This window comes from Vibrio sp. SCSIO 43086, assembly GCF_051132235.1.
Classification (GTDB): Bacteria; Pseudomonadota; Gammaproteobacteria; order Enterobacterales; family Vibrionaceae; genus Vibrio; species Vibrio diabolicus.
Genome location: NZ_CP072678.1, coordinates 1,685,284 through 1,710,266, shown reverse-complemented (window position 1 = coordinate 1,710,266; position 24,983 = coordinate 1,685,284). Strand labels below are relative to the sequence as shown.

Sequence of the window (24,983 nt, the reverse complement as noted above, 5' to 3'; positions counted from 1 at the left end):
TTGGTTAACGCTCAAAATTCGATGAACAGATGTAAACCTCATCTACGCCGTTTTGAAAGTTGCCATCTGTTGATTAAGCTCGGTAACTTGCTCTTTTACTTGCAATGATGTCTCTGATGCACGTTGGCTGTTATTCGAAACCTCATCCACTGATTGAGTTATATCGGACATCAATCCAGTGATCGAATTGGTCGCATGAGATTGCTGCTCTGCCGCTGCCGCAAGTTCTGCCATTTGTTCATTCAAAGACCCAATTTGTTCAGTAGTGACGAGCAAACGAGTTACCGCTTTTTCAATGTGCTCAGCGCCCTGCTCCGCAAGTGATTGACTGTGTTCAATCTCCTCAACCACTGAATTGGTCGAACGTTGAATCGCATTAATGATGCCGTTGATTTCTGTCGTCGATTGAGTAGTGCGAGTCGCTAACATACGCACTTCGTCCGCCACGACCGCAAAGCCTCGTCCTTGATCACCCGCACGCGCTGCTTCTATCGCCGCATTCAATGCCAGTAAGTTAGTTTGCTCTGCCAAGCCTTCAATCACTTCTGTCACTCGACCAATGGCTTCGCTCTCTTTGCTTAACTGCGTCACTTGTGTACTCGCGGTTTCAATGCTGCCATGCAAGCTTTCCATGGTAACTTTGTTTTGCTCTAAAGCATCACGACCTTGTTCAATCTCGCCTTTTGAATCAGAAAGCTTCTGCACCGATTGATTGGCTTGATCTAGGGTGTTACGCGCGGCTAAAGCGATTTCATCCAATTGGCTTCCCATTTCAACAATGCTGGTCTGTTGCTGTTCCACATTCGATGAGGTGACTTGCGCCGATTCCAACAAAGCCCCCATACTGGCATCCACTTGGTGCGCTTTTTCACTCACCCCTGCCACAATGCTCGCTAACGATTGGTTCATGCGGTTAATCGAATCGGTAAGGTCTGCCAATTCATCTTTCCCAACAACGGTGAGCGGAGGCTGAGAAACATCTCCTGAAGCGATCGTCTTTGCACGCTCCGATAAGTTTTTCACTCGGCGACCAATGGTGTTGCCCATGTATTTTGAAATCGCTACTGCGGCAAACAAAACCAACGCTGCCGCAATCAGCATGGTGGTGAGTACATTCTTGATCGACTGATTAATGCCCTGTCCGCTTTGATCAGCACGACTTTGTTGAGCCAATACGATCGTTTCTAAACTTTGGTCTAGTGCATCCGCTGCTGGCAACAGTTCGTTCGCCATCAACAAGTTTGATTCGTTCCATTCTGGTGACTGACGTAATGCAATCACCTCCTCTGCGAGAGGAAAGTACAGTTGCTGCATTTCTTTAAACAGTGACCACAATGATTGGTCGTTATCAGTCAGTCTGTCGAGTTTGCTATCGATTTCCGCCACAGACTGATTGTGGTACTTAATCAAGTCATGGTATTTGTCTAGGTGATCTTGCTGCCCGTACAACAGGAAATCTCGCAAGGCGGACAGAGCATTGGCGAGCGAGGTATAGCTGTCGGCGTAAACTTTAAACAGACGTTTTCTGTCTCCACCAAATGGGTTTCCTGACTCTTCATTGATTAAGCTTTGAAGCTGATCAAGTGCCACTTCTGCAATGGGTGCCGCTTCGTTAATAAAGAGGTTGTGCGCGGGTAAGTTCTCATCACTGTGGCTGAGCTCAATCAGCTTGTTCAAAGAGACTTTGACCGCATCCCACTGACTTTGAATCTCTTGAAAATCCTGTTCAGAGATCAAAGCCTGCAACGTTGGAAGCGACTCGTCTGTTGACGCCATGATATTGCGTACGTCCTCACTCAAACGTGCGCTCGCCTCTTCATCGCCACCTAGCAACATGTAGGCTCGAATAGAGGACAGCGACGCCTGAACGGACTGTTGGATACCGCGACTGGTGTCGACGGTCGGTAAATCGGATTTAAGTAACGAAGAGGCGTATTGCTCTACAGTGGTGACGTTGCGATACGTGAATACCGCTGATGCCATAAAAAGTACGGCTAGCAGCACAAAACTGAGCTGCAACTTCCCTGATATCGTAAGGTTCATCCATAAACTCCTGACAACGATGAGCCTTAAATATAACGATGTTTACAAAAATGTTAAACGCTTGTATCAAAAACAACTTCAGAACAAGGCATTATTTGTGATTGATTGCATTATTTAGGGATAGCAGCTAAATGAAAGGCGTCTTTAGTAACTATACCGGATATTAGCAAACACCAAAGTTGCAGGTGTTTCTCCAAATAAGCTGCCGTCCGTACCGTTAAAATGTTGAACTACAGTTAGCAGTTGCCAATTATTACTGAGTGAATAGCTGCTGGATAATCCAGCAAAGTAAGAGCCATCATCATAGTAACTAGCCGATAAGGTGACGCGGTTGAGCGCCGTTAAGTCGAAGCTAGCATCGGCATAAACAGTATGCTCCGTGAAGCTCAAGGTTTTCGCAGAGAGAGGGAGGTTTAGGTAAGTTAATGCGCTGCTCGCTGGCTTTGGTTCAGAAATAAACAACCAAGCACCTCTCACCATCCAGTTACGCACACCACCAAAACTGTAGTCTGATTCCAAACTAGCGACTGTCGTATCCTCAGTAGGCTGACCTTGATGCTTTGTATCAATAGGATCAAACCAGCTTAACTCGCCTCGAAACCCAGCTTGATAGATATCAGTCGCGAACCCTGCTCCAAGAACATAGTCTTGCCGAGATCGACCCGCAATGATTTGATAGTCCCAACCAGAAACGTTGGAGAAATATCGTAGTGACGTGCTGTTTTCTTTAGACTGCTTTGACGGAGAGAAAACGAGATCTAACCCAGCGGCAAACCCAAGTTTTTTACTCACCATGACAGCGTCGGTGCCCGCCCGCTCTTCGTAATCAAAGTCGTAAATAGAATAGGCGTTGTAGATGTCGTTTGGGTTCCAAATGGTGTTCATTGACCAGTTGACCCGGAACCGCCCTAACCTTGCACTCCAATCTTGGTCACTCCAAGAGACGTAGAGTCGATCCAGTTGGGTATTGAGGATTGCATTATCTTCTCGCCAGTTTTTGCTTAGATCAAAATACCCATTATCAAGCGCCACGAGTTCCGCATATCGAGGGATCTCAAGCGCATCGCCCCACAATGCTTTATTCCTTATACCGAGATTTATTCGCCATTCAGGAGAAAAGCGATATTCAACGTTAATCCGGTTATGGAGTAGATGGTCAAGGGTATTACCCTGCTCGTCAGGCATACTATAGGTCGCCATGTACTTCACATAGCCATTGATATCCCATGCTTTTTCAGGCTCCAAACCCGGTACGCTGGCATTAGTTTTAATGCAAATTACCGCAGGACTTAACGCAAAAATAAGCCGCAATAACTTGGATAGTAAGCTCACGCCTTCTACTCTACCACGCATGACTCTTCTCTATGGTGTTATCAATGTTGGCAAAATCTCGTGCCAAACGCCCGTCCTCAAATACTATGATTCTATGCGCGCGCTTAATAACTCTTGGATCATGGGTAGAAAAGATAAATGTGGTGCCTTCTTTTTCGCTGAGTTGTTCCATTATATCAAGCAGCTCGGCTGTACTTTTTGCATCTAAGTTGGCGGTAGGCTCATCTGCCATTACAAACCTTGGTTTTGGTGCCAATGCTCTTGCAACCGCAACTCTCTGTTGTTGGCCTCCAGACATTTTACTCGGACGTTTATGCATCTGCTGTGATAATCCAACCTGTTGCAGTAGCGCGCTGGCGCGTTCACGACATTCCCTTTCTGTTTTCCCTTGCAATTGCATAACAAACTCGACGTTTTCAAGAGCTGTCAGTACGGGGAGCAGGCTATAATCTTGGAAGATAAAGCCAATGTTATCGCGCCGATAAGCGATCAACTCTTTTTCTGACATATCAGAGATTAAGCATCCATCAATTTCCACGCGTCCTGATGTAGGCGAATCGATCCCGCCCAACATGTTTAGTAGCGTCGTTTTCCCTGAACCAGAAGGTCCCATAATAGCGACAAACTCACCTTGCTTGATCTCCAAATCTACGCTCTGAACCGCATGTACCGGAAAATCACTCTTTGGGTTGTACGTCTTGGATAAGCCTTCCAATTTAATCGTCATTACGTTTTCTCCGCCATGGCATCCGCAGGTCGATGTTTGAGAATTTGCCTTGCTGGATACAAAGCCGCAAATAAGCTCGCGATAAAAATAGCCACAATAATCAATTGATATTCATAAAACGACACTCTTGGATAAAGCAAGGTATCGACGCCATAAGCACCTAATCCATCCGCAAGTGCGCCAAGCGATAAGCCAGTAATACTCAGTATTTTCAACATGACTGCGCTTCCTAATAACCCTAGCGCGCAACCACTTAAACCAAGGAATAGCGTTTCCAAAATAATCAGTGTGCGAATTTTATGCTGCTGCATGCCAACCGCCATTAACACCCCAAACTCTCTCGTTCTTTCAAAAACTGACATCAGCATGATGTTGATGATTCCCAGAGTCATTGCAAGTACGAAAACGACCAACATAATTTGGTTAGAGATATCCATTGAGCTCATCATTGTTGCGAGTAAAGGCTGTATTTCTTGCCATTTTCTCACGACCAATTGTTCACGGTTGGCTTGTGGCAATATTGATAACGTAAATGCCTCTGCACTTTCTAGCTGTTCAGTCTCGTTGGAGTTCAACAAAACGCCAATTTCATGCGCACCCGACAAGCCTGCGATTGTTTCGAGATCGACTTTACGGACGTAGACATTACCGTCATCAAACGTGGTGGATGGCGTTTTAAAAATACCTCGAACGCGAAAAGCTGCGCCAGATACATCACCCTTGATGTCAGATAATGTTAAAACCACTTTCGATCCAACACGCAGCTTCAACCGATTTGCGGTTTTTTGCGAAACAAGAATGGGGTTTCTTCCCACTTCGTTTAACCATTCTCCGTCTATCACATGGCTTTTAAGCGGTGTGATACTTTGCTCTTGTTCAATATTGATGCCATTGATCCGAACGCCTCTCGTACTACGCGCAGAAGCAATCATGCCATCAGCAAGAAATCGCGCCGATACCGCTTTAACATCTTGATGTGCAGCCAAAGCGGCCGTTATCGTTTGATAATTCGTTATTGTGTCACTAAGGTCAGGATTATTAAGGTAGGATTTCTGATGCACTTGTAGATGACTGGTTTGCCACGCAATCGCGTTTTTGATCATGCTGTCGACCAAACCGTTCATGAATCCAATCATGGCAACAACGCCCATTAAGCCGAACACCATCGCTCCTAGCATAATGGAAGTTCTGAGCTTGTTCCGCCATAAATTACGCCACGCCAATTTAATCAACATGCGCGCCTCCTTTTAGCCCACTAGCAATGGGCAAGCGAAGAAGTCTAGCCATCGGATACATCAGACATAACGATAAAATAACGAGAACGACAAGAATTTGATCAATTAACAAATACGGCTCTAGCGAAACAGGTACGATTGGTTCAAAGCCACTCTCCAGCATCACTTGTGCAGCATCGCCTGTAATCTCAATCGGATTGATATAGAAATACGCAAGCACAGGCGCGCTGATCAAGATACCGAGCACAAGACCAATAACGGAGATAAACATCGATTCAATGGCGACGAGCCCCATAAGCTTGCTGCGCAACATACCCGTCGCGAGCATCACCGCAAATTCACGCTGGCGCTCTAACGTCATCATCAAAATCGTGGCAAACAGGCCAAAACCAACAATGCCGTACAAGATATAGATCAAAAAGATCCCACCCGCTTTGTCCAAGGCGATCTGTTGGGAAAGTTCTGGCGACAGCTCCTGCCAGCTTTTTACTGCGACGCCATTCCCGTAGTGGCGCTTTAGTTGTTTAACAATGTCAGGCAACACGCGTAAACTTTGAGTGTTAAGGACCCATGCGGTGACTTGGTTATCAAGCGAATACAGCGCTTGTGCGGTATCAAGAGGCATGTAGACCAACTGAGAATCTAACTGCTGCAAAGGAAAGTGCAAAATACCGGACACCTGATACAGTCCAGCCGCCGTTTGACCACGATAACCCGAACCATACAACACCAGTTCATCACCAACGTTCAAATGAAGGTAGTTTGCCAAGCCCTCACCAACAAGCACCGAGTTTTGTCCAGATGCAATAAAGCGCCCTTGTACGATTTTGTCACTAATGCTGGAGTAGCTATCTTCAGCGTCAGGCTCAACGCCGAGCACCATCACGCCTTTGGATCGTTCGTCTTTGGCGGCAAGCGCAAATGACTCAATTCTCGGCAGAACGATGTCGATATCAGGATTATTTTTGGCAGATGCAATGAACGCAGGCGTTTGAGGAAGGACATCATCAATGCTAGAGGAGTCCCCAAAATCGGGATGTTGTAGCTGAATTAATCCCGTATAGAACTTCGCAGCGTTTTTAATATTTGAGGAGTAACTTCCTTCTTGGAACGCTCGAGTCAGTAAGGAGAGAAACAGAACAAGAGCTAACGCAGAAGCGGTTAACAATGTCCGCCGTTTTTGCCGCCATAGATTTCGCCATGCGAGCTTGATGAGCATCCGATTCTCACCTCTTATCTAAACCAAAATCCACCCTAATCTCGCAGAGCCTTCATTTGCTGCTGGGAGAAAAAGTCATCATCGATATCAAAATCAAATTGCGCTTCGTGCGTAATCAAAACCGTTTTATTTCCTGGTTTATCTATCGGTTGCACCTCCATGCGAGTCGCAACGTCTCGCCCACCCAACGTTTTCACATCGTAAGTCGTCAAAACATTTACTAGTTCATCAAATTCATCGTAAAACTCGACTTTGCGCTGTAAAAAGCTCGTTTGAGAGATCCACAGTCTGACTTTGCTCCAAACCACTGGGGCGTCAGGCTTGGCAAGTGCATCAACTACCCAAACTTTGTCACCATCAAAGGTTTCACTTTGAAGCAGTTGATGTTGATAATCGACAACAATAGAAGATTGGTTAATTAAATCATCATTCGTGAAGTCTGATCCCATCCAAGACTGACTGAGCATGGATGGCGCAATTTTAATCACTCGCTCGATACTCGGCACCCAATTCCACATTTCTCTATGACGTTTTAACGAGGCGCTACCTTTATCTTTCGCCGGAGCAGTCACCAAGACCAAAGATAATTCCGTACCTTTCGTCCAACTCTTCATGGTCATTGAGCGTGACCAGTCAGGGCGAACAATTTTCATGGTGGCTTCGCTATAACTGGATTTTCCGCGCATCGCTTGATCAGACTTTTGGACTATATCGAAAGCGCTCTCAGCGTAAGAAAAAGAAGAGAGAAGTACACAAGCGAGAACACAAAACGTTTTATACATACCTTCCCTTTGTACCGACACGACCTAGAATTTGAATCGAAACGAAACGAAACGAAACGGGTATAATAATTTTAAATTCAATTGAGTATAGCAAGTGAGGATTTAGAAATAGCGATTGGTGACTCAAAAACGCTAAGGGACTTGACGAAGCTCAGATTGAACCTGGCTGTCTGTTATGACTTGAAACACAGCGCGATTTTTACCTTCAGACTTACCTTGATACATCAGTTGATCAGCGTCTTGTAAATTCACGATGTGAGTAAATTCAGGGTAGTATGCGCAGCCTAAGCTAATGCTCAAATGAATCGCTTGCCCGCCAAGGATAATAGGTTGTTCGTACACGGCTTTGCAGAGCATTTGGGCAAAGTCGCGCGCCTCTCGTTCAGAGAGCGATGCTGTCACGAGTGCGAACTCTTCTCCGCCAATTCTCGCCAATGTCATTCGTTCATCAGTCATTGATTTTGCTGTTTCAGCCACGGCCACTATCGCTCTATCTCCGACAAGATGACCGTATTGGTCATTAATTGATTTAAAATCATCAATATCAAATACCATTACCGTCAAGCTTCGCTGCAAGTGATTCAAGAGCGCCAATTGTTCAATCAAGTGTCTACGGTTGTAGAGTTTTGTTAGGGAGTCCGTTAACGTCATCTCCAGCAATTGCTGGTTGGCAATCGTCAATTGTCTTGTGCGCAGCGCAACCATGCGTTTGAGTGCGAAGATATGATACAGCGTCGCTACCGCCATAACGAAAATCGCAATAGGTAGGAGATAAAGAGGATAGACCGTTTTCACCACACTCCAGCGATTGAGGATCCTTTCTCGATCTGTATCGATAACTTTTTCAAACGCTCGAGAGACATCCAAAATGGAAGCAGAACTATGCAACCCTGCTGCAATCCGAAGGTCTTTACTATATAAATTTATTACAGGAACAAACATGCCTGCTCCCGGCATAGTTGCCATATAAAAGCTAGCAACTTGAAGGTCCGCGACAAAATACAGCACCTTCTTATCGACAGCAGCCTGTATCATCGTGTCGTTATTGATGTACTCTGCGATAGGCGCATTAGGATAATTCGTCTTAATAAACTCAGACTCGTAACTTCCTTTAACGACACCAATTGGCAACGTCATTTCACCAGCTAAAACACTTTTGACATCAATCGAAAGCACGTCTTGATTGACATATAATTTAGTTTGAATGGGCATGATAACTGCGCCAAAATCCAAGTAATCGGCTCTTTCCGATGAGTAAACCAATCCCGCGTGAAAGTCAGCACGCCCCTCTTTTACGGCCTGTAAAGAAGCCTCCCAATCAAGAAGCAGAAACTGAACATCAATTTGGTTGTCCGCCGCATACGCTTTCCAGAAGTCGATCAAAATGCCTTTGGGTTCACCGTCTGGGCTAAGGTAAGAGAATGGCTTCCAAGCTTTGGAGTTAGCAACTATTAAAGAATGAGACTCTGACTTGTGCGCATACGTCATCGGGCAAATAGACAGCCATAGTAGTAACAAAGAAGCACACGCTTTTGTACACTTGCAACCATAAGTACCATAACTCGTCGATGACATACCTACTTCTCACCAGTCTTTTTAAACCATAATCTCGGCTGTTTTGTCTGATCTAAAGATATAGCAGAGCGGTGTCGGACAGGAAGTGGCTCCTATTGATATGAATCTAACTTAGTAGGTTTTAGTACTTATTTGGTACTTTTCAGCGTCTAGTTTTAAGAAGAAAGCTAGCCAGTACAAGGTAAGATAAGAGTGATTTAACTAACACTAAGCCATTGAATTTGAATAGTTTGATAAAAAGCAGCATCAATAAAAAAGCCCTATTCAAAATCCACATCGGGGAGAACTTTGAATAGGGCTCTTTGCCTCTATGCTTCATTTTCCGACTGAAGCTGCCTTTACCTTTTTTCGCTTTTACGACTCGTGTTCTGAACAATTGACTGGTGACAACCGCTTTTAACGCATTGTCCTTGATTTCACCTCTGCCGAAATCGGTCTCGTGTTGTAACTCATTCGGCTGAGGACTGGTTTTAGGTTTTGCCATAAATCCTCCTTAATGGTCGAACCAGATTGGACAATAATTATATAAATAAGTCAAATTTATAGATTTAGTTGAATTTTATGCTGAAAAACTTCACATCACCGTCATTTATTTGAAATTTAATCAAAAACATGCTGGTTAAATAGTGACTAAATACAAATATTTGTCCATAAAGCACTAATATATGTTGACTCTTCGTGGAATTAACCTAGACTCAAACACGGCTAGAAAGAAAGTTCTTTGTTTTCACATTTCGTTGGATTACTTGTAACCCGTCGTCCTGTGGTACGCAATAGCAATTTATTTTTCCACGCTATAAGCGCCGTTGAGGCGAAAGATTACATTATTTAGATATTTAGGAAATAGACATGTCTAACACAGCTACTGGCACAGTTAAGTGGTTCAACGAAACTAAAGGCTTCGGTTTCATTCAACAAGAAAACGGTCCTGACGTATTTGCTCACTTCTCTGCAATCACTGGTGACGGCTTCCGTACTCTAGTTGAAGGCCAGAAAGTAGAATTTGTTATCTCTCAAGGTCAAAAAGGCCCTCAAGCAGAGCAAATCAAAGTACTTTAATTCTTAAAGAATTTGATACGATAGCCAGCTTTTAAAGCTGGCTATTTTTTTGTCTATAACTTATTTTTGCCAACAAAAACGATATAAATCCATGGCTCTTAAACCGACTATTTATAAATTTCGTATCGCCATTTCCGATATGAATAACGACTATTACGATTCTAAAAATCTAACTATCGCCCTTCACCCTTCAGAAAAACCTCAACGAATGCTGGCTCGTGTTTTAGCTTACTGCTTAAACGCTCAAAGTAATTTAGAGTTTACGAAAGGGCTTTCTACAATTGAAGAGCCTGATTTATGGCATGTTGGCGATGATCAAAGCATTACTCACTGGATTGAAATTGGCGAACCAGAACCAGAAAGAATCAAGAAAGCCTCTCGCCTAGCAAAGCATGTGAAAGTTTACACTTATAACACTAAAGCGACGGTATGGTGGGATAAAATGTCAGGAAAGTTCTCAATGCTTCCCGTCAATGTAGAAAGCTTTGACTACGACGCTATCGACTTGATTTGTCAGCACCTTGACCGAGGCACTAGCCTTTCTGTTATGATTACCGGCAGCTCTATTTTTGTTGATATCAACGATCAACACGTCGAAGTAACGGTGAAGGAACTAAAAAGCCATGACGTCTCTTAGTGAACTGAGTCAAGAGATGGGATTCAAAGAAATTCCCTTCGTTAAAGAACATAAAGCGGCAAAGCGACGTTGGTTAAAAGAACAGTCACAACTGTTTACAAAAGTTTGTGAGAACAAACCCGCCACGGCGCCTACTCTTCACCTGCTTGGTCTTTTGACTAAGTCGCATATTGAAGCCAGCGCTAACTATGAGCAACATGCGCATTCTGCCCAGCAAATGCAGCAAGTGCTGACTGACTCCTTGGGTGATGAGCACGCGGATAAGTTCACTAACCAGTCCGCAGAAGACCTTATCTTGATAACCCACCTTTGGCTTTATACTCAAGGCTATTTGAATATGGACTTTAGCTTGGCGCACGATCATGCCGAGCAAACTCAGAATACATTGCAACACGAGCTTGTTGTAAAACGCATGGATGTTGATGCATTCAGAACCGAACTGATGCAAAGCTTTTATCTAGGTAGAGAAGCCAGTCCAGCTTCAACTAGCGGTTTTTGGAGCAGGTTAAAACGCTTATTTTCCATATAAAATACATGGTTTTATCCATTTCAAACAACTGATAGACTTCACGCTCAATGCAACAAGCATCATGATTGCATTTTTAAAGGACAATTACCCAATGAACATCAAGGGATCATTATGAAGTTTATCCGTTGGATTTTAGGCAAGGTTATCTTATTGCTGAACGCCGTGTTCTCACCTCGTGGTATTAAACGCAGTGCAGAAGAACAACAACGTATTGATGAAAAAGCAAAGCAATACGCACTTTACCAATTTGAAGCTTGCCCTTTTTGCGTAAAAGTCCGCCGTGCAATGAAGCGTCAGTCAGTGAACATTGAGCTACGTGATGCAAAAAATAACCCGACTCATCGAGCTGAACTAGAGCAAGGTGGTGGACGAATTAAAGTCCCTTGCCTGCGTATCGAAAAAGATGGCGAAACACAGTGGCTATACGAGTCATCTGACATCGTCGCTTACGTTGAAAAAGAATTTGCCTAAGTTCCCCCTATGAACATTGGCGGATGTAAAAGAGGCACCATACAGGTGCCTCTTTTCTATTCAGTCTAGCTGCTCGTTGCTATGCCTAGCCTTTGGGTTCACTCTTCTTGCTCATTCCCAGACGGAAACGCCAGTAAACACATAAGGGCTCAGTGAAAACAACACGACGTAGTTTATCGACCAACCATCGCCTTACTCATCAACGATCAGCGTTAGCTCTACGCGTCGATTACAAGCTTTGCCACTGACTGTCGCATTACTGCACTGCGGCACATACTCGCCAAAACCTCTAGAAAACACGCGTTGACGAGGAATACTCGTCGCCAGTAGTTGCTTTTCCACTTCACGAGCTCGCTTTTCTGACAACGTGTCATTAAAGCTGGCAGCTCCCGTGCTATCGGCATGGCCATCGATCACGACATCCACATCCGTTCTTCCTGCGAGATAGTGACCAATGTTTCGAATCCAGTCTTGAGATTGCGCTGATAACTGAGCAGAGCCAGTTTGAAAATGCACTTGCTCTTTCAAACGTATCATTAAGTGACCGCCACTGAGTGTCTCATGAGGAATATTGTGCCTGTTCAGAAACATTTCCAGAGAGGTCACATTTTGCGACTTTTTTACTGATGCCCTCTCAGTCTGATACGTACGAGGTGAAGAAGCCACACTGGAGGCGCTCGGATAGCCCCACTCAGGATGTCTCAGCTCGGTGTTTGTTCTAGGTGCTGTATCTAAAATGTTCCCGCCAGGAACCATGTCTTGATCAAGGCTACTGCACCCAGTCAGAATGCCGCAAACAATTAAAAACCACTGCTTCATACCATTACCAACGTAGAAAAACTCTTGTCCATTGTGTCGACAAAACACGCCGAATCTTTAGCGCTTTTATCCACCGATTGGTTTGTATATGCAGCGTTCATGCCACTGGAATCAATATCAAGTCTCTCTCAAATAAAAAGCGATGCCAAAATACCTCCCTGCAGCCTACACATCAGGAAAAGTCTGTTACCAATCGTCTCACTTTATTGTTATTTAATGGTTTTAGTCACTATCGTTAACCGATAAACTAACGCAAATTTCTTACTTAGAGCATTATTATGTTAAAAACCATATCGAAAGGCTTTGCTGTGATTGCCGCTATGATGGCTTTGTCGGCATGCGATAGCGGCAACACTCAGCCTCAGCAAGGCAAACAATACGAAGTTTTGCCTGTATCTCTTGAAGAATATGATTTAACTCCCCTGACTGAAGCATTCTCTTTAACGTGTGGCCACTGTCGCTCAATGGAAGAGTTTGTCCCTCAAATTGAATCATTGACCGAGCAAAGCGTTGAAAAAATGCATGTAACTTTCAATGAAAGTGCACAAGTAAGCGCCATCATCTTCTACACTGCAGTCATGCAACTAGAGTCGACACCTGACAAAGCATTTATGGCGGATCTTTTTGCTGCCGTACAAATGGGTCCTGATGCGACTGCTGAGGAACGTCAAATCGCCGTAGAGAAAGCCTTTGAGTCTCGCAACCTTATCAGCCCTTACCATTTAGATGAAGCACAGCAAAAAACGCTGTTTGAGTACATCACTAAGGCAGAAGCGATCACGACTCGCGGCCAAATTAACTCCGTTCCAGCCTTTATCGTTAACGGAAAATACCAAGTCATTACTGGTGGTCATGACAGCGTCGAAGCCATGGCAAAAACCATTAACTATTTGCTAAAACAACCTAAATAGACAAGGAGCTTACGTGTCTAAATTTTTGTTTCCTCTCATTATTTTCATTCTGGCGGGTTTTTTCATTTACCGTACTTGGACAAACCATAAAGTAGCGGATGAAAACTTTGCGAAAGGCCAAGCATTCTTGCTCGAGAATGCGAAGAAAGAAGGCGTCATTACAACAGAAAGTGGTCTTCAATATATTGTTCTTGAAAAAGGCGAAGGTGAGGTTCACCCAACCGCGACAAGCAAAGTCAAAGTGCACTACCACGGCACGTTGATTGATGGCACTGTGTTTGATAGCTCCGTTAATCGCGGTGAGCCAATTTCGTTTGGTCTTAACCAAGTCATTAAAGGCTGGCAAGAAGGCCTACAATACATGGTCGAAGGTGAAAAAATCCGCCTTTTCGTACCAAGCACGCTCGGTTATGGCAAAAGTGGCTCAGGCCCAATTCCACCAGCAAGTGTTTTGATCTTTGATGTTGAATTGTTAGAGATTCAATAACTCTAGAAACTTTGCATTAAAGCCAAAGTATCAAAACAAAAAACGCCGCGAACCACGCGGCGTTTTCTGTTTAAAGAGAGGCTACAAACCAATATAGTGATCCGAAAGCAATGCAATGAACAACGCAAAAAGGTGATAGATAGAAAATTTAAACGCCTCCATCGCGGTATTGGGCTCTGGCGCGTATTTTAGCTTCCATGCATGGTACATAAAGCCAGCGTTAAGTAGTAACGAGGCAAAAAGATAAACTACGCCGACCATTCCAACCAACACCGGCAGCACACAAACCAACGTCAACAATACTGTATACAACAGAATGGAAGTTTTGGTGTACTCGATACCATGTGTCACTGGCAACATTGGAATATCCACCTTGCGATAGTCCTCTACGCGATGAATTGCGAGTGCCCAAAAGTGTGGTGGCGTCCAGATAAAAATGATCATCACAAGCAGCCAAGCATTCGCATGCAACTGCCCTGTTACGGCAGTCCAACCGAGAAGAGGCGGCATCGCACCCGCAATACCTGCAATTACGATATTTTGCGGAGTAGCGCGTTTGAGGTACATGGTGTACACCATCGCATAGCCGAGTAAACTCATCAAAGTCAGCCATGCCGTCAGTGGGTTGACCATCGCATATAGAAGTACAAATCCTATGACGCCTAACGCCGTCGCAAAGGTTATCACCGATAACGGCTTAGCTTCACCCGATGGCAACGGACGTTTGTGTGTGCGAGCCATTCTCGCATCAATGCGGCGGTCAATCAGGTGATTAAACGCTGCCGCGGAGCCTGCCATCAAACCAATGCCTGTTAGGCCAACCGCCGCCTGCAACCAAGGAAACTCAGTAACAGGCGCTAAACTCATCCCGACAACGGCCGTCACCAGCATTAATGCGACTACTTTGGGCTTCGTTAACTTCAAATAAACGGAACTTAGTCGCTTTCGATCATTTAACGACAGTGCGATTTCTTTACTCATAGCGAACTCCTTTCGCGGTGTAACTCCAAGCTTTTTTGCCCTGCCACAAATAAAACTGACTCACACAAACAAGACTCAACATAATGGCGGCACCCAAGTTATGTGCCACGGCGACATAAATAGGAAGTTGGAATACAACGTTGCTCACGCCCAACATAATTTGACACGCTAAAGTGAGTAGTAACCATCCTCCAATGCGCTGTGAATGATGGGAATCTTGCCTCATGAGCATAATGCTATAAGCCAATACGACAGTGGCGGTGACAATCGCACCGAGGCGATGCGTAACATGTATGGTCATTCTTGCGGGATACTCTAATACACCAAACTCGTAATTCTCGAATCCGGTTTGCCAGAAAGAAAACGCCTCTTTCCATGAGAGATGATTCATCCAATCTCCCTCACAAATAGGCAGTGAGGTGCACATGAGCGCGGCATAGTTTGACGAAGTCCACCCTCCGAGCAGCACCTGCATAAAAACAACCAGAAAAACCAATAATGAGAAGCCTCGTAGCGAGCTGGAAGATGGAGAAAAATAGAGATTATTTTGCGCTTTTAACTGGCAGTAAAAAATCGCCTGCAGAACCAGTAAAGTAAATCCACCAAGCAGATGAAGCATTACGATGACTGGCATTAATTTGAGCGTCACGGTCCACATCCCCAAAAGTGCTTGCCCGACCACCAGTACACTGAGCAGCATCGGAATAGTAGGATTCACGCGCTCAGACCTTATTGATATCACTGTCATGGCAAAAATGACCAAACTCAACGTTCCTGCAAAATAGCGATGAATCATTTCAAGCCATGCTTTCTCATGCTCGACTGCCCGTTCAGGGAAATTAAGATTGGCACGTATTACGTCTTCTTCTTGATGAGGCACACCAAAGTGCCCATAGCAGCCGGGCCAATCAGGGCAACCTAACCCTGCATCAGAAAGGCGAGTATACGCGCCTAACATGATCACCACGAAAGTTAGGAGCAAACTGAATTTAACCAACTGAATTAACTTCATATACGCCCCTTTCTAACCAACTCGTGACAATTTTAAGAGCTTGCGTAAATCCGCCAACATACCTTTGTTGAACGAGACTAAATCTTCATTCGGTTGCGGCGAGTAAGACATCACCAATTGCCCCAGAGGATCAACGATTAACATTTGTCCGGGTTTCACTTTGGCGGTAACCGATTGATTAATTTGCATTGTCGTCATCGATACATCTACGGTATCGGACAACTCTGTCTGCCAAAGCACCGGCACCACACGCTCTTGATATTTTCCTAAAGCGACATGGCTTTGCTGAAGCAGGTAAAGCTGCTGCCTGCATTGTTCTGTGCACTCATTAGGTAAAACATAAGCGAGTTGCCACCTGTGCTCCTTGAGTGGGGACTCTTGACCAAGTAGCTCTAACGTTGTGTATGGTTCAACTAACACACCTCTATTGGTCACACCGCTTTGATACCACCCTTGGGTGAGAATGACCTTAGCGATGACGGCAGGAAGCGCAAACGTACACACCAACGCAATCAACATTAGCCGCCCTTTGGTTACTTTAGATGTCATGCTTCACCTCCATGTGACGCAACTTTCTTTGCCAACGAACAAAAACAATTAAGGTCAATAATAAGAAAACGCCCGCCATCGAAAACCACTGAATCGAATAACCGAAATGCTTGGCGCTGTTGAGCGGCAATGGGTTCCAAGGAAAGTCGTAAGGCCAATTTTTTAGATTGTCTGGCTGCAAGACTGCGGGCATAAGTTCAATATTAAGTAGCTGATTCAGATGCACGATATTAAGGTTCTGCACACGAATGGCATCGCCAACTTCTGGCATTAATTCAGAGCTCAACGGGTTAGCAGATTTTCGGTACAGACGTCCCGAGATAAAGGTCGACACTTCGAGTGTTGTGACGGTTGGTAATATTGAACGATCTGCTATTCCCTCCACAAAACCAAGCTCTAATAATGCATAGGTTCCTGATTCATCACTCATAGAGACAATCTGAAATGCTAAATAGCCCACATTGCCCTGATGCGTTTGGTTATCCAGTAAAATCACGGGAAACGCCTGAGGAACAACATTAGCTTCCACTTTCTTCCCGAGAATGCTGCCTTCTCTCCAATCGTTTTCTTCAAGAACTTCGCCTAATGCTTGGTACGCACTATCCGCTCGCGCAAGAATGGCTTGTTCCAAAGCCTGTTTCTCTTGCCCTCTCTCAAGCTGCCAAAAACCCAGTTTGACCAAAAGAGAAAACACAACCACAGTTAAACCAACTGCAACCCAAAACCGTTTCGATAGCCATAATTGTCTCGATGACAACAACGATGAAACCGGAGGTGCTATGTCCACCGTATTTCTATTCAAACTGACGCTTGTCCTTTTGCTGCTTTTCATTATCTTCAACCTCGCAAAAGCGCTTATCGAAATGGTTCGTGAAGACCCAGATAATCCCGAAAAAAGAGACAAACCTATGAGTCATTACTTAGGCCGTCGAGTCATGTTCTCCGCTTTAGTAGTTATCCTTCTACTTATTGCGCTCAGTTCAGGCTGGCTGGCTCCGAATCCCCGTCCTTACTAATCGCCCAATGCACCTACAGCACGTACACAAACACAAATAGACATAACCAAACCACATCCACAAAGTGCCAATACCAACTACCTGCTTGGAAGGCAAAATGGTTGTTAGACGAAAAATGATCTTTAGCGATTCGGAGCAATAATACGATTAAGAAAATCGTCCCAAGACAGACGTGCAAACCGTGAAAACCAGTCAGCATAAAGAAGGTGTTTCCGTAGATACCAGATTGCAACGTGAGCCCCATTTCTTGATAAGCATGAGCATACTCGACCGCTTGGTAATATAGGAAAAAGCCCGCAAGCACGATGGTGATTTCCAACCAAACAATCAGTGCCGTTCTTTTGTCTTTTTCAAGATTGATGTGCGCCATATGTAGCGTAATCGACGACAATAGCAGCAAAATAGTATTAGTAAGGGGAATGCCCTGCCACGGCATAGCTTGTGTTGTTTCTCCACCCGGAGTCAGTGTGAGTGGCCACATCGCTTCGAAGGTTGGCCACAAAACCTCGTTGGTCATGAAGTTGTTATCTGCCCCACCTAACCAAGGCACAGAAATCATCCTGGCGTAAAATAACGCACCAAAAAAGGCACCAAAAAACATCACTTCAGAGAAGATGAACCAGCTCATCCCTTGGCGAAAAGAACGAGTAATTTGCGAGCTGTACTTTCCACTCAGTGACTCAGTAATCACATTACTAAACCAGCCCGCCAACATATAAAGCAAGAACAGAAAGCCTACCGCTAGCACAATGCTACCAATGGTTCCCACAGCCCCTTCACTTTGTGTCCCCTGAACGGTCATTCCTGCACCAACGGCAACTAAAAATAGAGCAAATGCACCGATGATCGGCCAGCTACTTTGAGCGGGAACATAATATGTTCCTGGCTTGTTACTCATAATTTCTCTCCTTACTGACCAGCCTTGGTCTGTATCTCTCTCCTTGAGTGGCTAAGAACCTGTAGGAGGGGGAAGTTTATAGAGTGTGTATGACAGCGTTAACGTGTGTATCGACTCCGGTAAGTCCGGTTCGATATAAAAAATCAACGGCATTTGAGCTTGTTGTTTGCCATCCAAAGGCTGTTGGTTAAAACAAAAGCACTCAATCTTATTGAAATAAGCGGCACCATTCCCGGGAGAAACAGAGGGAACGGCTTGCCCTACCAACTTCTGCCCGCTTTCATTAAATGCAAGGTATTCGGTTTGTACGACTTCACCGGGATGAACGTCCATCGAAATCACTTTGGGTTTAAACTCCCAAGGCATATCGGGGCTTACATGCGCCATAAACTCCACGCGAATGGTTCGACTCATGTCCGGTTGCATACCAGTTGGTTGAATGGCGGCCACTTCACTTGTTTTTCCATTGATACCAAGTGCGTCGCACATTACGTCATACAATGGGACAAGTGCGTAGCCAAACCCGAACATCAAAAGGGTCGCTAAAAGCAACTTCACTGTGAGCTTTTTGTTTGATGGATTCGGTTTCATCTCACTCACCCTATTCGTTTCTAATCGACTTTAGGCGGCGTAGTAAACGTATGATGGGGTGCCGGGCTTGGCACCGTCCATTCTAAACCCTCTGCACGTTCCCACGGTTTTGCAGCGGCCTTTTCACCGCCACGAATACACTTAATCACCACCCATAAAAAGATCAATTGTGACAACCCAAACGCAAATCCACCAATGGAGACGATTTGATTGACATCAGCAAACTGAATAGCGTAATCCGGGATACGTCTTGGCATACCCGCTAAACCTAGAAAGTGCATCGGGAAAAACAAAACATTAACTGAAATAATCGAGCACCAGAAATGCCACAAACTCAGCTTGTGGTCGTACATATTGCCTGTCCACTTAGGTAGCCAATAGTACGCAGCCGCCATAATCGAGAATACAGCACCAGATACCAACACATAGTGGAAATGCGCAACCACGAAGTAAGTGTCATGATATTGGAAATCCGCCGGCACAATCGCCAGCATCAACCCTGAGAAACCGCCAATCGTAAAGAGCACAATAAAGGCAATGGCAAACAACATTGGCGTTTCAAATGTCAGAGCCCCACGCCACATGGTGGCGACCCAGTTAAAGACTTTCACCCCTGTTGGTACCGCAATCAGCATGGTGCAATACATAAAGAAAAGCTCTGCAAAAACTGGCATCCCCGTTGTAAACATGTGATGCGCCCACACAAGAAAAGACAGCAACGCAATGCTGCACGTCGCGTAAACCATCGAATGATAACCAAACAGCTTCTTGCCACTGAAAGCAGGAAGGATGGCAGAAATGATGCCAAACGACGGTAAAATCATGATGTACACTTCTGGGTGACCAAAGAACCAAAAGATGTGTTGGAACATCACCGGGTCACCGCCACCAGCAGCATCAAAGAAGCTAGTCCCGAAATATTTGTCAGTAAGAACCATCGTCACCGCACCTGCTAATACCGGCATAACCGCGATCAACAAGAAAGCGGTGATTAACCAAGTCCAAACAAACATTGGTAACTTGAACCAAGTCATTCCCGGAGCTCGCATATTTACGATCGTCACGATAACGTTGATCGCGCCCATAATGGAGCTGATACCCATGATATGCACAGAGAATACAAACAGCGCGGTGCTATCTGGGCCATAAGTCGTGGACAGCGGAGCATAGAACGTCCAGCCAAAATCGGGGCCGCCGCCAGGTAAAAACAACGAGCTCAATAAAATAAGAAATGCAAAAGGTAGAATCCAAAAGCTCAAGTTGTTCATGCGAGGTAGCGCCATATCTGGAGCCCCGATCATCATTGGAATCATCCAGTTAGCAAGGCCCGTAAATGCTGGCATCACAGCACCAAACACCATCACCAAACCGTGTACCGTAGTCATTTGATTAAAAAACTGTGGATCAACCAGCTGAAGTCCAGGCTGGAATAGTTCGGCACGAATGACCATCGCCATCGCACCACCAGTCAGAAACATCGCGAAACTAAACCAAAGGTACAGGGTGCCAATGTCTTTATGGTTCGTGGAATACAGCCAACGAGCAATACCTTGGGGAGCATGATGATCATGGCCATCATCAATCGCAATGGTACTGTTTGCACTGGCTTCCGCTGGAGCAGACTTCACTGCCTTTTCTATTGGCTTACTCATATTTCCTCCTTAGCACTGCCTTGTGCCTTAAAGGCATTCACATCGGATGCTTGCACCCTATCACCAGTGTCGTTGCCCCATGCGTTTCGCTGGTATGTGATGACCGCAGCAATTTCTTTGTCACTTAACTGGTTCGAAAAAGACTGCATTGCAGTGCCCGGACGGCCATTCACAATCACATCAATGTGCTCTGAAATTGGGCCTGTTGCGATAGGACTGCCCTTAATCGCGGGAAATGCACCCGGAATCCCCTCACCATTAGCCTGATGGCACACAGCACAACGCGCCGTGTATATCGATTCGCCCTGCGACATCAACTCATCCATGGATAAGTCTTGAGAGAGCGCCTCTTGTGCCGCCGCTTTTTGAAGTGCGATTTCTTCCTTCTTACTCGCTAACCATTCATCAAACTTTTCTTCTTCCATCGCATGCACCACCACCGGCATGAACCCGTGTGCACGACCACATAGCTCCGCACATTGACCGCGATATACGCCTGGCTCATCAATTCTTGTCCATGCTTCATTAATAAAACCAGGGATGGTGTCTTTCTTGACAGCAAAATCCGGCACCCACCATGAGTGAATGACATCATCAGAAGTCATCAAAAAACGCACTTTACGATTCACAGGCAACACCAAGGGGTTGTCTACTTCCAATAGATAATGCGCGCCTTTTGTCTCGATACCATCAATTTGCTTTTGGCTGGTGGCAAGCAAACTGAAGAACTCAACATCTTCACCAAAATAGCTGTAATGCCATTTCCATTGCGAGCCTGTGATCTTGACCGTGATATCTGATTGGCTTGTGTCTTCCATTGCGACTAAAGTTTTCGTTGCGGGAATCGCCATGGCGACAAGAATGATGATAGGTATGACTGTCCAGATAATTTCCACTTTTGTACTTTCGTGGAAATGTGCGGCAACTGCTCCTTTTGACTTGCGATGACGAAAGATGGAATAGAACATGACACCAAATACAATCAAAGCAATTACGCAGCAGATATAGAAAATCAGCATATGTAATTCATACACTTGCCCACTTATCGCTGTGACCCCTTTGGTCATGTTGTAGTCACTTTCCTTTGACCAACTGAAAGAGGAGAATGTGATTAAAATCACATTCAGTGATAAGGCTAGAGTAGTCGTTAATCTTTTCAAAAGATCTCTCCTCTGCTCAGCCGCTACGCTTGCGCGAGCTTCCTTGCGTCCCGATGCAAATATCGAACAACTTTACGAAAAATCACAAAAACTACGATTTCGACACTGTTTGTTATATTTATGTTAAAAGGCTAGTTATAGTTCCAAGGTTCTTCAAGAAATTAAATATGATTAAATTTTGTTCGGATAAAAAAATTAATTCGGTTTATCGATTGCCCTCTTTGAAATGTAATTGAGAACCATTTACATTAATTTAAAAGAAAACATTGAGATACTTACAAAACGAAGTGTCCAAGAAAGTAGGCGCCCCCTACTAAGGAATGATTGATATGACAGCACTAATTACTCAATGGCTAGAACGAGACCCTGATCCTAAGACTCGCGAAGAGCTACAACACCTCGTCGATACAAATAATGAACAAGAGCTTACTGATCGCTTTGGATCGCGCCTTGCCTTTGGTACAGCAGGGTTACGCGGCAAAGTGGGTGCAGGTCCAAACCGAATGAACCGCTTGGTGATTCAAGAGACAGCCACTGGCCTAGGAAACTATTTGCTAGAGCAAGTCAAAGATGCCGCAAGTCGTGGTGTCGTTATTGGCTACGACGGTCGTCCTGATTCGAAACAATTCGCGCATGATACCGCGTCCGTACTGACAGCCCTTGGTATCAAGGTTTACCTAACGTACGATGTTGCAGCAACCCCAATTGTTGCGTTTGGTGTCCGAACATTGAATGCTGCGGCCGCTGTTGTTGTTACCGCTAGCCACAATCCACCAGAGTACAATGGCTTTAAAGTATATTGGGAGAATGGCGCACAAATCATTCCTCCACACGACTCTGGAATCGCAGCGAAAATTGATGACGCAACAACGAAGCCATTACCTTTAATGTCTCTCGATGATGCAAAACAGCACGGTTTGTTAGTTTGGTTGGAAGACGATTACTACCAAACTTACCGTAAAACGATGAACGAAAACGCGCTGCTTACTCCTGACAACAACACCGATATTTCTATCGCTTACACTGCGATGCATGGCGTTGGCGCGAATATGGCGGAAACGCTCCTCGCAGACGCTGGCTTCAAAAAAGTGGCAAGTGTTAAGGAACAGCGCGAACCTGATGGTAGCTTCCCAACCGTCAACTTCCCAAACCCTGAAGAAGCGGGAGCAATGGATATGGTGATGGCGTTAGGTAAGTCCGTAGATGCTGATATCGCTTGTGCCAACGATCCAGATGCCGACCGTTTTGCAGTGGCGGTCAAACGCCCAGATGGCGAATACCAAATGTTAACCGGCGACCAAGTGGGTTCACTGTTTGGCGATTACTTGCTAGAACAGCAACCTAACGCTCTGGTTGGCAACACCATCGTATCATCAAGAATGCTGAGTAGCATTGCCAAAGCGCATGGCGCCCAATACTACCAAACGTTAACAGGCTTCAAATGGCTCACTAACGTTGCCATGGAGCAAGAGACAGAAGCCAATCCATTCTTGTTTGCTTATGAAGAAGCGCTCGGTTATACCGTGGGTAACAAAGTGTGGGATAAAGATGGTTTATCTGCAATCGTCGCATTTGCTCAGCTAACAGGTAAACTTAAAGCTCAAGGCAAAACACTATGGGATAAACTGGAAGAACTGTACCGCGAGCACGGTTTCTACTTTAACGCGCAGCGCAGTATCGCTCTCGACCCGAACTCTCCACCAATCGGTGACAAGCTCCGTGCAAACCCACCAACAGAGATTGCTGGTAAAAAAGTCGCAGTAACTGAAGATCTAAAAACATCAGTTCGCATGTTTGATGACGGATCAGAAGAATCCATTGACTTACCAGCAAGTGACGTATTGATTTATCACCTAGAAGATCAGTCTCGTGTGATTGTTCGCCCTTCGGGTACTGAGCCAAAACTAAAATGTTACTACGAAGTCATCAACCTTTTCCCTGCGGATATGAGCTATGCACAAGCACAGCAAGCGGCAGAGGCGAAGATGAACGAACTTATCGACGCGCATCAGACAAGTTTGTAAGTCAAAGAGAAGCAGAGACACCTGATACGATAAGAGGCGCAAATTCGCGCCTCTTTTTTTGATTTTGACTAGAACAAGTCAAGCTAACCCGTGCTTTTCCCTAGCCTACAATTTCCTTTTGTAGAAAGTACTTGTGGATGCCCTCTGCAGGATAGCCTGAGTACTGCCCTACTTTCTCAAAACCTAATTTGAGATAGAACTCAAGAGCTTGAAAGCTGTAGGTATCCAAATAAACATGGGTAACCCCGTGAGGCTTTACTTTTTGTTCTAGCATCGACATTAACTGGCTACCGAGACCAGAGGTTCGACTTTCAGCGTCTACCCACAAAAACTCAACAAACACCGTATTTTTAAACATTTCGCCAGTCAAGCCACCCATGATCTTGCCATTCTCATCTTTTGCGAAACAGCCTACAGCATGCACTTCCCCTTCAGGCAAATGCAGTCGGTTATAAGATCGAATACCTTCACGAACAAAATCAAGGTCTGTTTGATCTGGATTTAAACAAAATTCAAGCTTCATACATCCTCTCCTTAGGAAACACCAATATCCTAAAACAAAAAGCCAGCAATTGCTGGCTTTCTGGTGGAATATGATAACTTTACAAGGCGAAACTGCTCAGCATCCACAACGCTAGAATAACGAACACTAAACCCATTAATTTATGTTGATACGTGCGGAATTTTTCGTTCTCGAGCAGCCCCTTACCCAATGTGCCTGCCAGCCCAACAAGTAATAAGTTGAATGATAAGCCAAGAACGTTCAACAGTAACCCTAGTGCCAGCATTTGCTCACCAGAAGACGCTGTGATATTGCTTGAGACAAACTGCGGCAAAAACATCACAAAAAATACCAACGCTTTAGGATTAAGCAAATTACTCATTAAGGCACGTTGATAATAAGTTGATGCCATTTTGTTTTGATTATCAAGTTCTGGAGCCGCTGATGCCTCAGCTCTTAAGCAGTCCCATCCCATTTTTAGCAAGTATGCGCCACCTAATAGATGAAGGACTTTAAGGGCGATTGGGCTCATTGCAATCAGGGTAGATACTCCCATCGCAGCAAGCAAAGTAAGAATAACACCAGACGTCGCATTGCCTAAGCTAGCAAAAAGACCGACCTTCTTACCGTAACTCATACTAGAGCTCGCTATCAGCAACATATCGGGCCCTGGTAACAGCAACAAAGCCACTACTGCGGTGAGATAAACAGGAAGTACAGATAAATCAATCATGATGGAACCGCTTTTCTACAACAAGGCGGCGAATGTTAT

27 protein-coding genes are annotated in these 24,983 nt (G+C 44.9%); 8 read left to right on the top strand and 19 right to left on the bottom strand.

Going from position 1 to position 24,983, the window contains the following annotated elements:
• Positions 1–42 precede the first annotated feature (42 nt).
• The 8 genes from J8Z23_RS23855 to J8Z23_RS23820 all read right to left on the bottom strand — a co-directional run bounded on the left by J8Z23_RS23855 (position 43) and on the right by J8Z23_RS23820 (position 9,397).
• Positions 43–2,043 carry a HAMP domain-containing methyl-accepting chemotaxis protein gene (locus J8Z23_RS23855; RefSeq protein ID WP_434635515.1) on the bottom strand — a complete coding sequence of 667 codons (2,001 nt, stop codon included), beginning with the start codon at positions 2,041–2,043 and terminating at the stop codon, positions 43–45.
• Between the two features lie 144 nt (positions 2,044–2,187).
• Positions 2,188–3,396, bottom strand: a complete 1,209-nt coding sequence (locus J8Z23_RS23850) for a hypothetical protein (RefSeq protein WP_434635514.1) — start codon at positions 3,394–3,396, stop codon at positions 2,188–2,190.
• Positions 3,386–4,102, bottom strand: coding sequence for an ABC transporter ATP-binding protein (locus J8Z23_RS23845; RefSeq protein ID WP_005391145.1), 717 nt, complete (start codon positions 4,100–4,102; stop codon positions 3,386–3,388). Before J8Z23_RS23845 ends, J8Z23_RS23850 begins: the two co-directional genes overlap by 11 nt.
• Complete coding sequence (locus J8Z23_RS23840) at positions 4,102–5,337, bottom strand: ABC transporter permease (RefSeq protein WP_395187261.1); 1,236 nt, start codon at positions 5,335–5,337, stop codon at positions 4,102–4,104. Before J8Z23_RS23840 ends, J8Z23_RS23845 begins: the two co-directional genes overlap by 1 nt.
• Entirely contained in the window at positions 5,327–6,556 is a 1,230-nt protein-coding gene (locus J8Z23_RS23835) for an ABC transporter permease (protein WP_074189927.1), read from the bottom strand. The genes J8Z23_RS23840 and J8Z23_RS23835 overlap by 11 nt, the downstream gene beginning before the upstream one ends.
• A gap of 35 nt (positions 6,557–6,591) precedes the next feature.
• Positions 6,592–7,338: an outer membrane lipoprotein-sorting protein gene (locus tag J8Z23_RS23830; protein WP_434635511.1), complete on the bottom strand. Its 747-nt coding sequence runs from the start codon at positions 7,336–7,338 to the stop codon at positions 6,592–6,594.
• A gap of 132 nt (positions 7,339–7,470) precedes the next feature.
• Positions 7,471–8,913, bottom strand: coding sequence for a transporter substrate-binding domain-containing diguanylate cyclase (locus J8Z23_RS23825; RefSeq protein ID WP_434635510.1), 1,443 nt, complete (start codon positions 8,911–8,913; stop codon positions 7,471–7,473).
• Positions 8,914–9,055: 142 nt separating this feature from the next.
• Complete coding sequence (locus J8Z23_RS23820; protein ID WP_031780186.1) at positions 9,056–9,397, bottom strand: alternative ribosome-rescue factor A; 342 nt, start codon at positions 9,395–9,397, stop codon at positions 9,056–9,058.
• A gap of 365 nt (positions 9,398–9,762) precedes the next feature.
• Between J8Z23_RS23820 and J8Z23_RS23815 the strand changes: the two genes are divergently transcribed.
• The 4 genes from J8Z23_RS23815 (at position 9,763) to J8Z23_RS23800 (ending at position 11,609) form a co-directional block, all read left to right on the top strand.
• The gene (locus J8Z23_RS23815; protein ID WP_005375625.1) at positions 9,763–9,972 is read left to right on the top strand and encodes a cold-shock protein; all 210 of its coding nucleotides are present in this window, start codon (positions 9,763–9,765) and stop codon (positions 9,970–9,972) included.
• Positions 9,973–10,063: 91 nt separating this feature from the next.
• Positions 10,064–10,609, top strand: a complete 546-nt coding sequence (locus tag J8Z23_RS23810; protein ID WP_005391156.1) for a YaeQ family protein — start codon at positions 10,064–10,066, stop codon at positions 10,607–10,609.
• On the top strand, positions 10,596–11,138 hold the full coding sequence (locus J8Z23_RS23805; protein WP_434635507.1) for a hypothetical protein: 543 nt from the start codon (positions 10,596–10,598) through the stop codon (positions 11,136–11,138). Before J8Z23_RS23810 ends, J8Z23_RS23805 begins: the two co-directional genes overlap by 14 nt.
• A gap of 111 nt (positions 11,139–11,249) precedes the next feature.
• Positions 11,250–11,609, top strand: coding sequence for a glutaredoxin family protein (locus J8Z23_RS23800; RefSeq protein WP_053809555.1), 360 nt, complete (start codon positions 11,250–11,252; stop codon positions 11,607–11,609).
• A gap of 192 nt (positions 11,610–11,801) precedes the next feature.
• Here the strand turns inward: J8Z23_RS23800 and J8Z23_RS23795 are convergent, their stop codons facing one another.
• Entirely contained in the window at positions 11,802–12,428 is a 627-nt protein-coding gene (locus tag J8Z23_RS23795) for an OmpA family protein (protein WP_258661325.1), read from the bottom strand.
• A 278-nt stretch (positions 12,429–12,706) separates the two neighbouring features.
• Between J8Z23_RS23795 and J8Z23_RS23790 the strand changes: the two genes are divergently transcribed.
• Positions 12,707–13,339: a thiol:disulfide interchange protein DsbA/DsbL gene (locus tag J8Z23_RS23790; protein ID WP_182032959.1), complete on the top strand. Its 633-nt coding sequence runs from the start codon at positions 12,707–12,709 to the stop codon at positions 13,337–13,339.
• Positions 13,340–13,352: 13 nt separating this feature from the next.
• Positions 13,353–13,826, top strand: coding sequence for an FKBP-type peptidyl-prolyl cis-trans isomerase (locus tag J8Z23_RS23785; RefSeq protein WP_005391162.1), 474 nt, complete (start codon positions 13,353–13,355; stop codon positions 13,824–13,826).
• An 81-nt stretch (positions 13,827–13,907) separates the two neighbouring features.
• Here the strand turns inward: J8Z23_RS23785 and cyoE are convergent, their stop codons facing one another.
• The 4 genes from cyoE to J8Z23_RS23765 are packed head-to-tail and all read right to left on the bottom strand — an operon-like array spanning position 13,908 to position 17,155.
• The gene (gene cyoE / locus J8Z23_RS23780; RefSeq protein WP_434635506.1) at positions 13,908–14,807 is read right to left on the bottom strand and encodes a heme o synthase; all 900 of its coding nucleotides are present in this window, start codon (positions 14,805–14,807) and stop codon (positions 13,908–13,910) included.
• Entirely contained in the window at positions 14,800–15,819 is a 1,020-nt protein-coding gene (locus tag J8Z23_RS23775; protein ID WP_434635505.1) for a COX15/CtaA family protein, read from the bottom strand. Before J8Z23_RS23775 ends, cyoE begins: the two co-directional genes overlap by 8 nt.
• Positions 15,820–15,831: 12 nt before the next feature.
• A complete protein-coding gene (locus J8Z23_RS23770; protein WP_164665774.1) occupies positions 15,832–16,368 on the bottom strand; it encodes a cytochrome oxidase biogenesis cluster protein in 537 nt (178 codons plus the stop codon).
• The gene (locus J8Z23_RS23765; protein WP_374042341.1) at positions 16,358–17,155 is read right to left on the bottom strand and encodes an SURF1 family protein; all 798 of its coding nucleotides are present in this window, start codon (positions 17,153–17,155) and stop codon (positions 16,358–16,360) included. Before J8Z23_RS23765 ends, J8Z23_RS23770 begins: the two co-directional genes overlap by 11 nt.
• On the opposite strand from J8Z23_RS23765, the gene J8Z23_RS23760 reads away from it, so the two are divergent.
• Entirely contained in the window at positions 17,148–17,384 is a 237-nt protein-coding gene (locus J8Z23_RS23760; protein ID WP_005391169.1) for a DUF2909 family protein, read from the top strand. The two genes, J8Z23_RS23765 and J8Z23_RS23760, sit on opposite strands and share 8 nt — an antisense overlap.
• Positions 17,385–17,397: 13 nt before the next feature.
• Here the strand turns inward: J8Z23_RS23760 and J8Z23_RS23755 are convergent, their stop codons facing one another.
• Genes J8Z23_RS23755 through coxB form a run of 4 tightly spaced genes read right to left on the bottom strand, consistent with a single transcriptional unit; the run spans position 17,398 to position 21,685 of the window.
• A complete protein-coding gene (locus J8Z23_RS23755; protein ID WP_104970155.1) occupies positions 17,398–18,282 on the bottom strand; it encodes a cytochrome c oxidase subunit 3 in 885 nt (294 codons plus the stop codon).
• A gap of 51 nt (positions 18,283–18,333) precedes the next feature.
• Positions 18,334–18,873 (bottom strand): cytochrome c oxidase assembly protein, encoded by a 540-nt coding sequence (locus J8Z23_RS23750; protein ID WP_005391173.1) that lies wholly within the window; start codon positions 18,871–18,873, stop codon positions 18,334–18,336.
• 20 nt (positions 18,874–18,893) lie between these two features.
• Entirely contained in the window at positions 18,894–20,525 is a 1,632-nt protein-coding gene (ctaD, locus tag J8Z23_RS23745; protein WP_005391175.1) for a cytochrome c oxidase subunit I, read from the bottom strand.
• A complete protein-coding gene (gene coxB / locus J8Z23_RS23740; RefSeq protein ID WP_006742066.1) occupies positions 20,522–21,685 on the bottom strand; it encodes a cytochrome c oxidase subunit II in 1,164 nt (387 codons plus the stop codon). Before coxB ends, ctaD begins: the two co-directional genes overlap by 4 nt.
• Positions 21,686–22,014: 329 nt before the next feature.
• Between coxB and J8Z23_RS23735 the strand changes: the two genes are divergently transcribed.
• On the top strand, positions 22,015–23,709 hold the full coding sequence (locus J8Z23_RS23735) for a phospho-sugar mutase (protein WP_047008374.1): 1,695 nt from the start codon (positions 22,015–22,017) through the stop codon (positions 23,707–23,709).
• 100 nt (positions 23,710–23,809) lie between these two features.
• Here the strand turns inward: J8Z23_RS23735 and J8Z23_RS23730 are convergent, their stop codons facing one another.
• Positions 23,810–24,232 (bottom strand): GNAT family N-acetyltransferase, encoded by a 423-nt coding sequence (locus tag J8Z23_RS23730; RefSeq protein WP_005375519.1) that lies wholly within the window; start codon positions 24,230–24,232, stop codon positions 23,810–23,812.
• A gap of 79 nt (positions 24,233–24,311) precedes the next feature.
• Entirely contained in the window at positions 24,312–24,944 is a 633-nt protein-coding gene (locus tag J8Z23_RS23725) for a LysE family translocator (protein WP_005391182.1), read from the bottom strand.
• Positions 24,945–24,983 lie beyond the last annotated feature (39 nt).

What these genes read in the sequence shown, in the direction of transcription:
- J8Z23_RS23730 (WP_005375519.1), bottom strand. Translation starts at nt 24,232, where the DNA reads ATGAAGCTTGAATTTTGTTTAAATCCAGATCAAACAGACCTTGATTTT.
- J8Z23_RS23835 (WP_074189927.1), bottom strand. Translation starts at nt 6,556, where the DNA reads ATGCTCATCAAGCTCGCATGGCGAAATCTATGGCGGCAAAAACGGCGG.
- J8Z23_RS23735 (WP_047008374.1), top strand. Translation starts at nt 22,015, where the DNA reads ATGACAGCACTAATTACTCAATGGCTAGAACGAGACCCTGATCCTAAG.
- J8Z23_RS23850 (WP_434635514.1), bottom strand. Translation starts at nt 3,396, where the DNA reads ATGCGTGGTAGAGTAGAAGGCGTGAGCTTACTATCCAAGTTATTGCGG.
- J8Z23_RS23750 (WP_005391173.1), bottom strand. Translation starts at nt 18,873, where the DNA reads ATGAAACCGAATCCATCAAACAAAAAGCTCACAGTGAAGTTGCTTTTA.
- J8Z23_RS23770 (WP_164665774.1), bottom strand. Translation starts at nt 16,368, where the DNA reads ATGACATCTAAAGTAACCAAAGGGCGGCTAATGTTGATTGCGTTGGTG.
- J8Z23_RS23840 (WP_395187261.1), bottom strand. Translation starts at nt 5,337, where the DNA reads ATGTTGATTAAATTGGCGTGGCGTAATTTATGGCGGAACAAGCTCAGA.
- J8Z23_RS23810 (WP_005391156.1), top strand. Translation starts at nt 10,064, where the DNA reads ATGGCTCTTAAACCGACTATTTATAAATTTCGTATCGCCATTTCCGAT.
- J8Z23_RS23830 (WP_434635511.1), bottom strand. Translation starts at nt 7,338, where the DNA reads ATGTATAAAACGTTTTGTGTTCTCGCTTGTGTACTTCTCTCTTCTTTT.
- J8Z23_RS23790 (WP_182032959.1), top strand. Translation starts at nt 12,707, where the DNA reads ATGTTAAAAACCATATCGAAAGGCTTTGCTGTGATTGCCGCTATGATG.
- J8Z23_RS23795 (WP_258661325.1), bottom strand. Translation starts at nt 12,428, where the DNA reads ATGAAGCAGTGGTTTTTAATTGTTTGCGGCATTCTGACTGGGTGCAGT.
- J8Z23_RS23775 (WP_434635505.1), bottom strand. Translation starts at nt 15,819, where the DNA reads ATGAAGTTAATTCAGTTGGTTAAATTCAGTTTGCTCCTAACTTTCGTG.
- J8Z23_RS23725 (WP_005391182.1), bottom strand. Translation starts at nt 24,944, where the DNA reads ATGATTGATTTATCTGTACTTCCTGTTTATCTCACCGCAGTAGTGGCT.
- J8Z23_RS23805 (WP_434635507.1), top strand. Translation starts at nt 10,596, where the DNA reads ATGACGTCTCTTAGTGAACTGAGTCAAGAGATGGGATTCAAAGAAATT.
- J8Z23_RS23820 (WP_031780186.1), bottom strand. Translation starts at nt 9,397, where the DNA reads ATGGCAAAACCTAAAACCAGTCCTCAGCCGAATGAGTTACAACACGAG.
- J8Z23_RS23755 (WP_104970155.1), bottom strand. Translation starts at nt 18,282, where the DNA reads ATGAGTAACAAGCCAGGAACATATTATGTTCCCGCTCAAAGTAGCTGG.
- J8Z23_RS23845 (WP_005391145.1), bottom strand. Translation starts at nt 4,102, where the DNA reads ATGACGATTAAATTGGAAGGCTTATCCAAGACGTACAACCCAAAGAGT.
- J8Z23_RS23825 (WP_434635510.1), bottom strand. Translation starts at nt 8,913, where the DNA reads ATGTCATCGACGAGTTATGGTACTTATGGTTGCAAGTGTACAAAAGCG.
- J8Z23_RS23760 (WP_005391169.1), top strand. Translation starts at nt 17,148, where the DNA reads ATGTCCACCGTATTTCTATTCAAACTGACGCTTGTCCTTTTGCTGCTT.
- J8Z23_RS23855 (WP_434635515.1), bottom strand. Translation starts at nt 2,043, where the DNA reads ATGAACCTTACGATATCAGGGAAGTTGCAGCTCAGTTTTGTGCTGCTA.
- J8Z23_RS23800 (WP_053809555.1), top strand. Translation starts at nt 11,250, where the DNA reads ATGAAGTTTATCCGTTGGATTTTAGGCAAGGTTATCTTATTGCTGAAC.
- ctaD (WP_005391175.1), bottom strand. Translation starts at nt 20,525, where the DNA reads ATGAGTAAGCCAATAGAAAAGGCAGTGAAGTCTGCTCCAGCGGAAGCC.
- cyoE (WP_434635506.1), bottom strand. Translation starts at nt 14,807, where the DNA reads ATGAGTAAAGAAATCGCACTGTCGTTAAATGATCGAAAGCGACTAAGT.
- J8Z23_RS23815 (WP_005375625.1), top strand. Translation starts at nt 9,763, where the DNA reads ATGTCTAACACAGCTACTGGCACAGTTAAGTGGTTCAACGAAACTAAA.